Below are 13,878 nucleotides of genomic sequence, written 5' to 3'. Positions count from 1 at the left end.
CTCAAAGAGAGATCGTTCTGATGATCTCGGCCCGCAGGTTATCCAGCCCGACTGATTTTTCCGAGGATGTGGCAAGAACTTCCGGATAGGCGGCAGGGCGCTTGCGGATTTTCTCAAGCGTTTCGCCAATCAGCCGCGGCACGCCGGCATCCTTGATCTTGTCCGTCTTCGTCAGCACGATCTGGTAGGACACGGCCGCCTTGTCGAGGAGGGTCAGAACCTCCTCGTCATTCTTTTTCACGCCGTGGCGGGAATCGATCAGCACGTAAACGCGCTTCAGCGTCGCACGGCCGCGGAGGTAATCGAAGACGAGCTTCGTCCAGGCATCGACCTGATCCTTGGGGGCCTGCGCATAACCGTAACCGGGCATGTCGACCAACGCCATCGGCGGAAGATCGCCCTCTGCACCGGAGTAGCCATCGGGAACGAAATAATTCAGTTCCTGGGTGCGTCCCGGCGTGTTGGAGGTGCGGGCAAGCCCTTTGTGGCCCACCAGCGCATTGATGAGCGAGGACTTGCCGACATTCGAACGACCGGCGAAGGCAATTTCCGGCGGCCCTTCAGGCGGCAGGAATTTCATCGCGGGGACGCCGCGAATGAAAATCCAGGGTCGTCCGAATAGTGGCTTTTCGGTTGCCGCGCCGGTTTCAGTCATTTCGATTGCACCGGCTTTCGCTTGAACAGTCCTTTGATGTTATCGAACAACTCGATCTTGGCGCCCTGGCGCTTCATGATGACCGCCTGCTGGGTGATGGAGAGCGTATTGTTCCATGCCCAGTAGATGACCAGACCGGCCGGGAAGGAGGCCAGCATGAAGGTGAAGATCAGCGGCATCCAGTTGAAGATCATCGCCTGCGTCGGATCGGGCGGCGTCGGGTTCATGCGCATCTGCAGGAACATGGTGACGCCCATGACAAGCGGCCAGACACCGATCATCAGGAAGTGCGGCACATCGTAAGGCAGAAGGCCGAAGAGGTTGAACAGCGATGTCGGGTCCGGCGCGGAAAGGTCGTGGATCCAGCCGAAGAACGGCGCGTGCCGCATTTCGATGGTGACGTAGATGACCTTGTAGAGCGCGAAGAAGACCGGGATCTGCAGCAGCATCGGCCAGCAGCCGGCAACAGGATTGATCTTTTCTTCCTTGTAGAGCTGCATCATCGCCTGCTGCATGGCCATGCGGTCATCGCCATGCTTGGCCTTCAGCTCTTCCATCTTCGGCTGCACGCGCTTCATGTTCGCCATGGAAGCATATTGCTTGCTGGCGAGCGGGAAGAAGAGGGCTTTGACGACGATGGTGGTGAGCAGGATCGCTACGCCGAAGTTACCAAAATAACGGAAGAAGAAATCCATCATTTTGAACATCGGCTTGGTGATGAAGTAGAACCAGCCCCAGTCGATCAGAAGGTCGAACTTCGGAATTGCGTAGGTCGTCTCGTAACGGTCAACCAGCGGCACTTCCTTGGCGCCAGCGAAAACAAGGCTCTTCAGCTCGATCGACTGGCCGGGCTCGACCGTCATCGGGTCGCTCTTGAAATCTGCCTGATAGCTCGGCTGATTGCCGGTGATGTGCGAATAACGGGTTTCGAATGGCGTCGTCTGGGGCGGAACGATGGCCGCAGCCCAATATTTGTCAGTGATGCCGAGCCAGCCGCCGGTCGCCTTTGCAACCGTTACCGGTGCTTCTTCGACGTCCTTGTACTTTTCTTCCGTCAGGCTGCCATCTTTGCCCGAAACGCCGAGAAAACCTTCATGGATGACGAAGACCGGGGGAACTGCGGGCTTGTTGTTACGCGTCACGCGGCCATAGGTGGCGAAGGAGATGGCCGCCTGGCCGGGGTTCTCAACCTTGTCGGCGACCGAGATCATGTAATGCTCGTCGATCGAAACCGTACGGGAGAAAATCACACCCTTGGCATTGGTGTAGGTGAGGGTGACGGGCGTGTTTTCCGTCAGCTTGTCGCCGCTTGCGAGCGTCCAGACGGTGGTCGGACCGGGAACGCCGCCGACTTCCTGCGCTGCAACGTAACCGAGCTCGGTGAAGTAACCGTCCTTGGTGTCAGCGGGCGAGAACAGCGTGATGATCGGGCTCGAGTCATCGACGGTCTCATGGTAGTCCTTGAGCCGGATGTCGTCGAAGCGGGCGCCGGTGAGATTGATCGAGCCGGCGATGGCATTGGTGTCGATGGCCACACGCTGGGTTCTTGCAATCGACTCTTCGCGGGTCGCCGTTGCGGCAGTCTGCGGTGAGGAGGCGGGCGGTGCGCTTTCAACGGCAGCACCTGGTGCGGCGCCCGGCGCCGGCTGCTGTTGCTGCGTGGTCTGCTGCTGCGCCTGGCGGGCCTCTTCGGCGCGGCGCTGCTGCTCGATACGCGGATTCATGTAAAGGAATTGCCAGGCGAGGACGATGACAACCGAAAGGGCTATCGCGATGAAGTAATTGCGGTTCTTTTCCATCATTCTTTCCTGGAGCGGGTCTCCTGGGACCGTTTCGGTTTCGCCGTTCCTTCAATGCGCTCGGCAAGGAGAGACTGAAGTTTCGGGAAGGCCGTATCAAGCACATCCCTGCGGGCGACAATCACATAGTCATGACCGGGCTTCATTGCGACCCCGGCAGAAAGCCTGACGGCTTCCTTCAGACGGCGGCGCATGCGATTTCGCTCGACCGCGTTGCCTTGTCTTTTTGTTACGGTGAAACCGACGCGAGGCTCGGTTTCCGGGGATTTCCGATCAAGCACTTCCAGAAGAAAGGTGCTTCCCCGCCGTTTTTCACCTGCCTGAACGGCAAGAAACTCCGACCGGTTTTTAAGCCGGCCGGGGCTTTTCTTAGTCTCGCTCATGTGCCCACGACTTTCATCGGGCCACAGATCGGCAATTAAGCCGACAGACGAGCGCGGCCGCGCGCACGGCGGGCTGCGAGAACCTTGCGGCCGCCGGCAGTAGCCATGCGGGCACGGAAACCATGACGACGCTTGCGAACAAGCTTGGACGGTTGGTAGGTACGCTTCGACATTTATTTAATACCGCGGTGTGCGGCCCTTCTTGAATTTGCAATTATTTGCAAGAGCGTTTCGTTTTTTGCACGGCTAAACCCGCCTGGGCGAGCTTTCAATGGCCGAGCGTGCGCGGCTTATAAGGGCATAGCCCAAGCAAAGTCAATTGCCGAAGGGGTTTTCGGCCTTCACCTTTTGCGGAAAACGCACCGCGATTTCTCTCGTCGACGGCCGATGAGGGCCGATTCCCATCCGCAATCGATAAAATCTGAAATTCTTTCTTAAGGCCGCATTGATAAATCTTGTGACGCGAAAAGTTATGCCAGCTTCCCATTTTCATCGCGCAGCTGGTTTTTGTTGGGGGAACGAAATTGAGAATTCGCGGTCGTATCAATCTACTTGTCGGGCTGATGAGCCTTGTTGCCTGTACCATCGGCGGGCTGTCCATCTATGCGATCAACGAATTCTGGGTTCGGTCGCACCATTTCGAGCAAGCGGCCGAACGGGCTTACAAGGGCGAGGCGCTCAACCGTCTGGTAACGGCAGTCGTCATGGAGGCGCGTGGCATCTATGCAGCGGCGGACATTGCTGCGGCCGCACCCTTTGCCGACGGCATGGTCAAGAACCTCGACGCCATGGACAAGCTCATTACCGGCTGGGCACCGCTCGTGCCGGCGGAACAGAAGGCTGGTTTCGACAAGCTTGCCGGCCGCTCGAAGGAATTCCGGACTTTCCGCCTGGAGACCGTCCGGCTGGCTAAGGAAAGCGGGCCGCAGGCGGCGAGCCAGCAGGGCAACAACGAAGCAAACCGCGCTAATCGCAAGGCCTATCAGGCGGAGATCGACAGTATCGTGAAAAACGACATTGCCGAGCTTGAAGTCGTCAAGGCGGGGGTCGACGCTTTCAGCACTGCCATATTCTGGGTGATTGTCGCGGTGACTGTCGCCGGCGTGGGGACGGGAGCTGCTTTCGGCCTCTATATCGGAACGCGTCAACTGAGTGCGCCGATCCGCCGGGTATCCCAAGTCATGAGCGAGGTGGCCGACGGAAATCTGGATGCGGCAGTTCCCTACCTTGGGCGCAAGGACGAGATCGGCGAAATGGCCGCGGCCGTCGAGGTCTTCAAGACCAATGGCCGCGAAGTGCGCCGCATGAACGCTCAGGAATCCGCCATGCGGGCCAAGAGTGACGACCTGCAGGCCGGCATGGCCGTTGTCGTCGATGCCGCCGCCGCAGGGGATTTCAGCCGCCGTATCAACAAGGATTATGGCGACGACAACCTCAACCGTTTCGCAGCCACGATCAACGCCCTGCTCATCGGCGTGGACAATGGTGTCTCCGAGACCAGCCGCGTCATCGAAGGTCTTGCGCGGGGCGATCTGACGGAGAAGATGGCTGGCGAGTTCCGCGGCGTGTTCGCCGAACTCCAGTCGAACGTCAACCAGACGCTGGCCAAGCTGCGGGAAACAATGCGCGAAGTGCGCAGCAGCACGGAGGGTATCAGCGGTAATGCCGGCGAATTGCGCTCGGCCGCCGATGATCTTTCCAGGCGAACGGAACAGCAGGCCGCGGCGCTCGAGGAAACATCCGCCGCTCTGGACGAGATCACTGCCGTCGTCCGAAATTCCACCGACCGCGCCCAGGAAGCCAGCGCCATGGTGGCTGAAACCAAGCAGAAGACCGAAGAATCCGCCAATGTCGTACGCGATGCCATTTCGGCGATGGACCGTATCGAGCATGCGTCGCGGGAAATCAGCCAGATCATCAATGTTATTGATGAAATCGCCTTCCAGACCAATCTCCTTGCCCTGAATGCGGGCGTGGAAGCGGCCAGGGCCGGCGAGGCAGGCAAGGGTTTTGCAGTCGTCGCTCAGGAAGTGCGTGAGCTCGCACAGCGCTCGGCAACGGCGGCCAAGGACATCAAGGCGCTGATCACCAAGTCCGGTGAGGAAGTCGGGCGCGGGGTATCGCTGGTCCAGAGAACCGGCAGCGCTTTGAGCGAGATCGAAACGCGCGTCCTGGCGATCAACGAGCATATCCACTCCATAGCTACCGCGGCGAAGGAACAGTCCACAGGCCTGCACGAGGTGAATACGGCCATTAACCAGATGGATCAGGTTACACAGCGTAATGCCGCCATGGTGGAGGAAACCTCGGCCGCAACCCATAAGCTCAGCAGCGAGGCGGACCATCTTGTCACGCTGATGACCCGCTTCAATGTCGGCGCGGATGGTGTTCAGCGGAACTTTCGCGCCGAGACCGAGTCGCGTCCGGCCCGCGCCGCGCAGCCCATGCGGCCCGTTGCAGTGTCAGACAGAACGACGGCGGTGGCTTCTCCGGCGCGCAAATTGATGAACAGCGTCAGCCGGGCACTTAGCGCTCAGCCAGCCGCAGCGCCGGCGCAGGGGGACTGGCAGGAATTCTGATGAGGTTGCCTGATAACTAAGCCGCCTTTTGCTTCAGACGCCGCCTTGTGGCGGCGTTTGTTTTATTGCGATGAAAACCTTGCGTCGCAGCGCATTGGAAAAAAATCCGTTAGGTCCTATTATCGTTGGTGCATATAAACCGAGCCGTTCAACCGAAGCGGCGGCGCGCATACAGGATCAGGGCCCGGTGTTTTCTAAAGGCGTAGACAGCTTGGACCGCACGGAAGACAATCCGGCGCACGGCATGCCGGGATTGACTGCCGGTCTTTCCGGGCGGCTGCTGTTGCTCACGGTCATTTTTGTCATGATCGCGGAAGTGCTCATCTTCGTGCCTTCCGTCGCCAATATGCGCCTGTCCTGGTTGAGGGATCGTCTGAATACGGCTGCCGCGGCCGGCGCGGTGATTGACGGACTGCAGGCCGAATTGCCGCGAAGTGTGCAGAACGATACCCTGATGGCGACAGGGGCAAAACTGATAGCCCTGCGCAAGGACGGTACGTCGCGGCTGCTGGCGGCTGCGGAAACCCCGCCCGGCGTCGATGAGCAATATGATCTTTCCGATGTGTCGCAGGTGGCCGCAGTCCGGGATGCCTTTTCCACCCTGCTGTTTGGCGGTAACCGCGTCATCCGCGTTTTCGATGTCGTTGGCGACAGCGACACCATCATCGAACTGGTGCTGGGCGAGAACAAGCTCAGGGCTGCCATGCTGGCCTATGCCCGCAATGTGTTCCTCATTTCCATCGTTCTGTCGCTGATCACCGCCGGCCTCATTTTCATCTCCATCAACCGCATCATGATACGGCCGATACGCCGGCTGACGCTCGGCATGCAGAATTTTTCGGAAGATCCTGGCAACCCAGAGCGGATTTTCGTGCCGGAGGAGGGAACGGACGAGCTGGCCGTTGCCGGGCGTCATCTCGCCGATATGCAGACGGAACTGCAGAAAACGCTGCGGCAACAGAAAAACCTCGTGGATCTTGGCCTCGCCGTCTCGAAGATAAACCACGACATGCGCAACATCCTCTCATCCGCGCAGTTGATGTCTGACCGTCTGGTGGATGCAAAGGACCCGATGGTGCGAAGCTTCGCGCCGAAACTGCTGCGTACCATCGACCGTGCCGTTGCCTATACCGGCGAAGTTCTGGCCTATGGCCAGGCGACGGAAGGTGCGCCGAAACGCAAGATGGTGCAGTTGAGCCTTCTGGTGCGGGACGTGCGCGATATCCTGGCGCTGGAGCCTGACAGCGGTATTGAATTCCGCGACAGCGTGCCCGCGGAGCTGACGGTGGATGCGGATTCGGAGCAGCTATTCCGGGTAATCCACAATCTGTGTCGCAATGCCGTCCAGGCCCTGCAATCCGATGCCGCCAATGCCGCGCCGAGGTATCTTTCAATCTCGGGTCAGAGGGCCGGCAGCGTTGTCAGCATCGTGATCGACGATAACGGTCCGGGTATGCCGCGGAAGGCCAAGGAGAACCTGTTTTCCGCCTTCAGGGGCTCGGCCCGTTCCGGCGGCACCGGGCTCGGCCTGGTCATCGCCCGCGAACTGGTGCTGGCCCACGGCGGCACCATCGCGCTTGTCGAGAAGCCGGGCCCCGGCACGCAGTTCCGCATCGAGATCGCCGATCGCGCCACGACGGTGCAGGCGGCCAGAACCGCCTGAAAGCCCCCCACCCGCATAGTCCAGCGCAGCCTTCATACCCGCTGGATGATATGCGGCTCACGCGCTCTCGAAAACGCACGTTTAGGAATGTCGTTTATTTTCAACGCGATAATTGAATTGCTGCGGAAAAATGACAATTTCGAAGCAAAATCGCTTGCAATCGGAATGAGGACGTTTTAGAGGATCGCCACGCCACCGGAAACGACCGGAACGGCACGCACCCGTAGCTCAGCTGGATAGAGCACCAGACTACGAATCTGGGGGTCAGGAGTTCGAATCTCTTCGGGTGCGCCATTTCCTTTCTTAAAAACAAGCATTGAAACACGCGATATTTCTAGCCTCGTATGCGGCTTGGATGAGCAAGTCCGTTCCGCCAGATTCCTCCGCCCCTCTGGCACGCGGCAGGACGAACGAATTCCACACATCCCGAATATATGTTAAAATCATCCGATCGTCAGATGGCTCGGGGTGAAAGCCATGTTGGAAGCGGATAAGGTATTTGTGGGGTCGATCCCGGAAAATTACGACCGCTATATGGTGCCGTTGATTTTCGCACCTTTCGCCACTGATCTGGCGCGGCGGGCGGCGGCCTTGATGCCGGTTGATATTCTGGAGGTCGCTGCAGGAACCGGCGCCGTCACGCGCGAACTCACGTCCCGATTATTGCCTGCCGCCAGCTATGTGGTGACCGATCTCAATCAGCCTATGCTCGACTTTGCCGCGTCGCAGCAGGCACCGGATCACCGCATAAAATGGCAACAGGCCGATGCCCAGCTCCTGCCTTTTGCAAGCGCTGTTTTTGATCTTGTCTTCTGTCAGTTCGGCGCAATGTTTTTTGGTGATCGGCCGTCGGCCTATCGCGAGGCAAAGCGGGTACTGAAGCCCGGCGGGCATTATTTATTCAATGTCTGGGATCGCATCGGGGAAAACCACTTCGCAGATGAAGTGACAAACGCGTTGGCGCGCCTGTTTCCCGATGATCCACCCCGCTTCCTGGCACGCACCCCGCATGGTTATCATGATGTGGCCGCGATCCGCCGCGAACTGGAGGATGCGGGGTTTTCCCGGGTGACGATTGAAACGGTGGCGGCGCAAAGTCGGGCCGCTTCGCCCCGTGTTCCGGCGGTCGCTTATTGCCAGGGAACGGTTCTGCGCACGGAAATCGAGGCAAGGGACCCCGGAACACTGGATGCTGCGACAGATTACGTCACCGCAGCCATTGAAGCCCGCCATGGCAGCGGTGAGGTTACCGGCAAAATTCAGGCGCATGTGATTCTCGCCGCATTATAAGTCTGCGCCCCCAGCGATTTTCGGTTCACGGACAAGCGCGGAAATACCATCAATATTAGTGGTTTTGAGTAAAAGCCCATTCATCGCGGTTTCCGATTGTCCGAGATTTCCGGGCTTTCGCGTGTCATCGAACTTTCCTCAAACCTTCGTCATATTGTCATACAATATAAGCATATGCGCTTCAGAAAAGGAGCGCAGAATGACGCCACAATCACTTGAACTTTCGGGCATCGGCAAAGGCTTCGGCGCCGACGATGTTCTGAAAGAGATCGATCTTTCCATCCGCCCCGGAGAGTTTTTGTCCCTGGTGGGCATGTCGGGCTGTGGCAAGTCCACGCTGCTGCGCATCATAGCGGGGCTCGAAACGCCGGATCGCGGTTCGGTGTCCATCGGCGGACAGGACGTGACCGAGATCGATCCGAGCGACCGTAATCTCGCGATGGTGTTCCAGTCCTACGCCCTTTATCCGCATATGAGCGTGCGCCAGAACATCGCGACGCCGCTTAGGATGCGCCGTTTGCCCTTTGCCGCGCGGCTACCGCTGATCGGGCGGTTTGCGGCCCCGGCCGAAACGGTGAGAGAGATCGACGCAGCCGTCGAGCAGGCGGCCGAGACGCTGCAGATCGCGCATCTGCTGGATCGCAAACCGGCGCAGCTTTCCGGCGGCCAGCGTCAGCGTGTTGCGCTTGCCCGGGCACTGGTGCGTTCGCCGGCCGCCTTCCTCATGGACGAACCGCTCTCCAATCTTGATGCGAAGCTTCGCGCCCACATGCGCGAAGAGCTGGCAGGCCTGCACCGGCGGCTCGGCGCAACTTTCATCTATGTCACCCATGACCAGATCGAAGCCATGACGATGTCCGACCGTATCGCGTTGATGTCTGAAGGTCGTATCGAGCAGCTCGGCACGCCGGATGAACTCTACCGCAAGCCCGCCACGCTCACCGTCGCGCGCTTCATCGGCACGCCCTCCATCAATCTGCTGCCGGTCGAAATCGCCGCCAGCGGCAAGGTGACGGCTTTCGCCCGGGATCTTGGTCTCGAAGCCGCGGGCCGCGACGCCGGTCCCGCAACGCTTGGTCTTCGCGCAGAGGATCTGCGTCCCGGCGCGGAAGGTTTGGCCGTGCGCGTGGTCCGCAGCGAAACCCATGGCGCAGACCGCTTCGTGAGTTGCCGTCTTTTAAGTGATGAGACGGTGGCCATAACCCTGCGACAGGGTGCCGGCGAAACGCTTGGCGCTGATGCGGATGGCGTCATGACCCTCGGTTTTGTGCCGGAGCGCGCGCATCTTTTCGCCGCTGACGGTCTCCGCCGCAAGGTGACCGTTCGCGAGCAGGTGCCGGCATGACGGCGGTTGATTTTTCTGGCGCGGCGCGTGCCAGCGCTCGCCCGCGGCTTTCAAAGGCCGACCGGCGGATGATCCGGCGCGGCCTGATCTTTGCGGCACCCGCAAGCTTGCTGCTTCTGGCAATCTATATCGTGCCGATGCTCGTTCTCGCCGGGTTTTCCGTCACGGATTATCAGCTTGGCGCGCTGTCCACGCGCTTTGTGGGGCTGGGAAATTTCGTCAAGGCGTTTCAGGATCCGGTTTTCCTGCGTGCTTTGACGAATACGGCCATCTACGCTGCCATCGTCATTCCCTTCGGTGTGTTTCTGGCGCTCGGCGTAGCCTTGCTTGTCTATAATCGCAAGCGCAGCCGCGCCTTCTGGGAAGTAGCTTACTTCCTTCCGGTCACCGCAACGCTGGTGGCCATGGCGACCGTTTGGCAATTCCTGCTCCATCCATCGCTCGGCCCGGTGAATGCCGCGATCAAGTGGATGGGCTTCGAACCCGTCGCTTTCCTCTCCAACCCCGTTCTCCTTATCCCTACCATGGCGCTGATGGGCGTCTGGCAGATACTCGGCTTCAACATGGTTCTGTTCCTTGCCGGTCTCACCGCCATTTCGAAGGATTTGCACGAGGCGGCGCGTCTCGATGGCGCGAAGAACCCGGTGGACCGCTTCCTGACCGTGACATGGCCGATGCTCGGACCGACGACCATGTTCGTTGTGGTCACCACCTCCATCTCGGCCTTCAAGGTGTTCGAGACGGTGGCAGTGCTGACCAAGGGCCGTTTCGGATCGGAGACGTTGCTGTTCGATCTCTATCTCGAAGGTTTTGAGTATTCCAACACCGGTTATGCCGCCGCGCTGACGGTGATCTTCCTCGCAATCGTACTGGTGCTTTCGATCGGCCAGACGCTGCATATGGACCGGAAGGTGCATTATTGATGGCCGCACTCCGCAAATATCTTCCGCATCTTGTGTTGGCGCTCGGCGCTTTCCTGATGCTCCTGCCGTTCTACTGGATGGTGCTGACGTCAATCCGTTCGCCGGCGGAAATATTCAACGTTTCGCTCTGGCCGATCCCGGAGAAATTCGACGCGGCCGATAATTACACCCGCGCAGCCGGGCAAGTGCCCATGGCACGCTTCATGCTCAATGGCGTCATCGTCTGCGTCGGTATTCTCGTCGTCCAGATACTGACATCTGTGCCGGCGGCCTACGCTCTGGCGAAACTGCGGTTCCCGGGCCGCAAGCTGCTTCTTGGACTGGTCGTCGCCGCGCTCTGCGTTCCCATCCAGGCCCTTGCCCTGCCGCTTTTCGTCGGTCTGGCAAAGACGGAGCTGCTGAACACCTATTTCGCGATGATGATGCCCTTCTTTCTCTCCGTCTTCGCCATCTTCCTGTTCAATCAGTCCTTCCGCAGCTATCCGGATGAAATCATCGAAGCGGCACGCATGGACGGCTTCTCTGAAATGGAGATCTGCTGGGGGCTTGTGCTGCGTGGTTCGCTGCCTTCACTCGCCGCCTTCTCGGTCTTTTCGCTCGTCGCCCACTGGAACGACCTTTATTGGCCGATGATCGTTATCTCTGACACCAATCTCGCGCCACCGCCGCTTGGCATGATGTTTTTCGCCGATGTTGAATCCGGCGCAAATTACGGCGCGCTGATGGCGGGCGCGACACTGATTACCGCGCCGATGGTGCTGTGCTTCCTCCTGGCACGGCGGCATTTCATCGCCGGTATTACCATGACCGGCGTCAAGTGACGCCGTTCAGACTTCCTCCTCCCAACCTCTCTGGAGACTGACATGAAACTAAACCGACGCGCTGTGATGGGCGGTCTGGCCCTTGGCATGGCTTTTGCGGGCCTCGCTCAGCCGGTTTTCGCCAACGAAATCACGCTCAATGTTCTCTACAACCTGCCGGGCTTCACGAAATTCCATCAGCCGCTGGCCGATGAATTCATGAAGAAGAACCCGGACGTGAAGATAAACTTCCTCGCTCCGGCTGCCGGTTATAACGAAGGCCAGCAGCAGGTTCTGCGCTCTGCCGTTACTGGTAATCTGCCCGACGTTTATTTCTCGGGCTACAACCTGACGGCGGAACTGGTGCACACGCTCGCACCGCGCAACCAGATCACCGATCTCGGCCCGTTCATTCAGGCTGAAGGCGGTCAGGCTTTCCTCGACAAGAACTACAGCCCGAAGATGGCGGCACTCGGCCAGATCGACGGCAAGCAGTATGGTCTGCCGGTCAACGCTTCCTCGCCGATCATCTACATCAACTCGGACCTCGTCACCAAGGCCGGCGGCGACCCGGACAAGATGCCGACGACCTTTGCGGAGCTCATTGCTCTTGCCAAGAAGATCAAGGCTCTCGACCCCAAGTTCGCTGGCATGAGCTACGACATCAACGGCTGGCCGGATGACTGGCTGTGGCAGGCGCTCATTGTCGAGCAGGGCGGCAAGCTCGTTGACGAGAAGACCAAGACCGTTGCCTTCGACAACGAGATCGGCCTCAACGCCCTGAAGATGACCCGCCAGTTCGTCACCGAAGGTGGCCAGAACCTGCTCGACTGGGATCAGTCCCGCCAGCAGTTCGGCGCAGGCCTCACCGGCTTCATCTTCTCGACGCCCGCTCACGTTCAGACGATCCAGGGTCTGGTTGGCGACCGCTTCAAGCTGAAGACGGCGACCTTCCCGCTGGACAACAAGGAAAAGGGCGGCGTTCCGACCGGCGGTAACTCTGCCGTTATCCTGACGCAGGACAAGGCCAAGCAGGATGCTGCCTGGAAATACCTGAAGTGGATCACCGGTCCGGAAGCGCAGAACACCATCGTTCGCATCACCGGTTACCTGCCGACCAACAAGCTGGCAACCGGCCCGGACTTCCTCGCTCCTTATTACGTCGAGAACCCGAATGTGAAAACCGCTTCGCTTCAGGCTGACCGTTCTCTGCCCTGGGCCGGTTACCCCGGTGGCGATTCCGTCCGCATCTGGCGCACCCAGCGCGATATCATCGGCACCGTCATGCGCGGTGAGGTGACGCCGGAAGCCGGTCTCAAGCAGATCGTCGAACAGACCAACGCCCTGCTGAAATAATCAGCACCATCGAGAGGCTGCGGGAAATCCGTTCCCGCAGCCATTTTGCGCAGGAAGCCCCAAATGAAGATTATCCAGATCACCGATACCCATCTTCTGCTGCCCGGCGTCGCCATAAATGGCGTCGACCCGGAAAAGCAGCTGCGCGCGGCAATCGCCGATATCGTTGAAAAACACGCCGACGCCGATCTTCTTGTCATGACGGGCGATCTTTGTAATTACGGTGAGCCGGAAGCCTACGGGCTGCTCCGCGGCATCCTCGCGTCGGCCTCCATGTCGGTGCGGCTGATGCTCGGCAATCACGACCGCCGCCCGGAATTCGTGGCCGCCTTTCCCGAACAGCCGCGCGACGATAACGGTTACATCCAGTCCTTCATCGACACCGATTTTGGTCGTTTACTGTTTCTGGACAGCCATGAAGCCGATGTCATAGGCGGCATGTATGGTGAGGATCGTCTGGCATGGCTGGAGAGCGCGCTGGAAAGCGCGGGCGAGTTGCCCGTGACGGTTTTCATTCACCACCCGCCGATGGATTGTGGCATCCGCCATTTTGAACATATCGGCATGCACGATGACGGAGCTGTCATGCGCCGGCTCGCCGCTCACCCGGCCGGTGTGCGTCACATTATCTTTGGCCATATCCATGTGCCAATGGCAGGCACGACGGCCGAAGGCATCGCTTATAGTTCCGGTCAGGCCTGCGCGCATCGCTTTATCACCGATATCGACGTTGTCGATCCCCTGTGGACGGGCGGCAATCCCTGTTACCGGGTCATAAACCTCGGCGCGTTCGGCCTGCGTGCCTATGATGTGGAAGTGGGGCAGGTCGTGCTTGGGCGGGCGCCTGTCTGCGAAGGCCCCTGACGAGTTGCTTTTTCCTCACTGCGATGACGCGAAGTGGGGCTCGTCACTCCTCGCCGGTCACGGCGTAACGGAAGTCTCCTGCCGATCGCAGGGCCGGCATGGTGTGAGGGCCTGCCAGCCTGTCGCGCCGATGCGTCACTTACTGTCGCTGAACGGGATTTGATACGCAGAAGTGATGGTTCCCTTCTTGCCCTTGATCTATGTCAGTTTCATCGATGAAA

The 13,878-nt window shown here is 59.4% G+C and carries 12 protein-coding genes and 1 tRNA gene; 9 read left to right on the top strand and 4 right to left on the bottom strand.

Annotated features, from left to right (window positions below; genetic code table 11):
- Nucleotide 1: 1 nt before the first annotated feature.
- The 4 genes from yihA to rpmH are packed head-to-tail and all read right to left on the bottom strand — an operon-like array spanning nt 2 to nt 3,010.
- On the bottom strand, nt 2-655 hold the full coding sequence (yihA, locus tag BLU28_RS03025) for a ribosome biogenesis GTP-binding protein YihA/YsxC (protein WP_035206707.1): 654 nt from the start codon (nt 653-655) through the stop codon (nt 2-4).
- Nucleotides 652-2,454: a membrane protein insertase YidC gene (yidC, locus tag BLU28_RS03020; protein ID WP_077986600.1), complete on the bottom strand. Its 1,803-nt coding sequence runs from the start codon at nt 2,452-2,454 to the stop codon at nt 652-654. Before yidC ends, yihA begins: the two co-directional genes overlap by 4 nt.
- Entirely contained in the window at nt 2,454-2,837 is a 384-nt protein-coding gene (gene rnpA, locus BLU28_RS03015) for a ribonuclease P protein component (protein WP_004439680.1), read from the bottom strand. Before rnpA ends, yidC begins: the two co-directional genes overlap by 1 nt.
- A 35-nt stretch (nt 2,838-2,872) precedes the next feature.
- Complete coding sequence (gene rpmH, locus BLU28_RS03010) at nt 2,873-3,010, bottom strand: 50S ribosomal protein L34 (protein ID WP_003493611.1); 138 nt, start codon at nt 3,008-3,010, stop codon at nt 2,873-2,875.
- Between the two features lie 351 nt (nt 3,011-3,361).
- On the opposite strand from rpmH, the gene BLU28_RS03000 reads away from it, so the two are divergent.
- From BLU28_RS03000 to BLU28_RS02955, 9 genes are all read left to right on the top strand, one after another.
- Entirely contained in the window at nt 3,362-5,416 is a 2,055-nt protein-coding gene (locus BLU28_RS03000) for a methyl-accepting chemotaxis protein (protein ID WP_077986601.1), read from the top strand.
- Nucleotides 5,417-5,660: 244 nt separating this feature from the next.
- Nucleotides 5,661-7,079, top strand: a complete 1,419-nt coding sequence (locus BLU28_RS02995; RefSeq protein WP_006698926.1) for an ATP-binding protein — start codon at nt 5,661-5,663, stop codon at nt 7,077-7,079.
- A gap of 217 nt (nt 7,080-7,296) precedes the next feature.
- Nucleotides 7,297-7,373 (top strand) — tRNA-Arg (locus tag BLU28_RS02985).
- Between the two features lie 183 nt (nt 7,374-7,556).
- A complete protein-coding gene (locus tag BLU28_RS02980) occupies nt 7,557-8,369 on the top strand; it encodes a class I SAM-dependent methyltransferase (protein ID WP_077986603.1) in 813 nt (270 codons plus the stop codon).
- A gap of 199 nt (nt 8,370-8,568) precedes the next feature.
- Nucleotides 8,569-9,714 carry an ABC transporter ATP-binding protein gene (locus tag BLU28_RS02975; protein ID WP_168247068.1) on the top strand — a complete coding sequence of 382 codons (1,146 nt, stop codon included), beginning with the start codon at nt 8,569-8,571 and terminating at the stop codon, nt 9,712-9,714.
- Entirely contained in the window at nt 9,711-10,637 is a 927-nt protein-coding gene (locus BLU28_RS02970) for a carbohydrate ABC transporter permease (RefSeq protein WP_035206712.1), read from the top strand. The genes BLU28_RS02975 and BLU28_RS02970 overlap by 4 nt, the downstream gene beginning before the upstream one ends.
- Entirely contained in the window at nt 10,637-11,458 is an 822-nt protein-coding gene (locus BLU28_RS02965; protein WP_004439691.1) for a carbohydrate ABC transporter permease, read from the top strand. Before BLU28_RS02970 ends, BLU28_RS02965 begins: the two co-directional genes overlap by 1 nt.
- A gap of 42 nt (nt 11,459-11,500) precedes the next feature.
- Nucleotides 11,501-12,793, top strand: coding sequence for an ABC transporter substrate-binding protein (locus tag BLU28_RS02960; RefSeq protein WP_004439693.1), 1,293 nt, complete (start codon nt 11,501-11,503; stop codon nt 12,791-12,793).
- 63 nt (nt 12,794-12,856) lie between these two features.
- On the top strand, nt 12,857-13,657 hold the full coding sequence (locus tag BLU28_RS02955) for a phosphodiesterase (RefSeq protein ID WP_077986604.1): 801 nt from the start codon (nt 12,857-12,859) through the stop codon (nt 13,655-13,657).
- Nucleotides 13,658-13,878: the final 221 nt, after the last annotated feature.

Origin of the sequence: Agrobacterium pusense (genome assembly GCF_900102105.1) — a bacterium.
Lineage (GTDB): Bacteria > Pseudomonadota > Alphaproteobacteria > Rhizobiales > Rhizobiaceae > Agrobacterium > Agrobacterium pusense.
This window is presented reverse-complemented; position numbering and strand designations above follow the sequence as displayed.

Coding starts and splice junctions, on each gene's coding strand:
- yihA (WP_035206707.1), bottom strand. CDS start 655: ATGACTGAAACCGGCGCGGCAACCGAAAAGCCACTATTCGGACGACCC.
- yidC (WP_077986600.1), bottom strand. CDS start 2,454: ATGGAAAAGAACCGCAATTACTTCATCGCGATAGCCCTTTCGGTTGTC.
- rnpA (WP_004439680.1), bottom strand. CDS start 2,837: ATGAGCGAGACTAAGAAAAGCCCCGGCCGGCTTAAAAACCGGTCGGAG.
- rpmH (WP_003493611.1), bottom strand. CDS start 3,010: ATGTCGAAGCGTACCTACCAACCGTCCAAGCTTGTTCGCAAGCGTCGT.
- BLU28_RS02995 (WP_006698926.1), top strand. CDS start 5,661: ATGCCGGGATTGACTGCCGGTCTTTCCGGGCGGCTGCTGTTGCTCACG.
- BLU28_RS02980 (WP_077986603.1), top strand. CDS start 7,557: ATGTTGGAAGCGGATAAGGTATTTGTGGGGTCGATCCCGGAAAATTAC.
- BLU28_RS02975 (WP_168247068.1), top strand. CDS start 8,569: ATGACGCCACAATCACTTGAACTTTCGGGCATCGGCAAAGGCTTCGGC.
- BLU28_RS02970 (WP_035206712.1), top strand. CDS start 9,711: ATGACGGCGGTTGATTTTTCTGGCGCGGCGCGTGCCAGCGCTCGCCCG.
- BLU28_RS02965 (WP_004439691.1), top strand. CDS start 10,637: ATGGCCGCACTCCGCAAATATCTTCCGCATCTTGTGTTGGCGCTCGGC.
- BLU28_RS02960 (WP_004439693.1), top strand. CDS start 11,501: ATGAAACTAAACCGACGCGCTGTGATGGGCGGTCTGGCCCTTGGCATG.
- BLU28_RS02955 (WP_077986604.1), top strand. CDS start 12,857: ATGAAGATTATCCAGATCACCGATACCCATCTTCTGCTGCCCGGCGTC.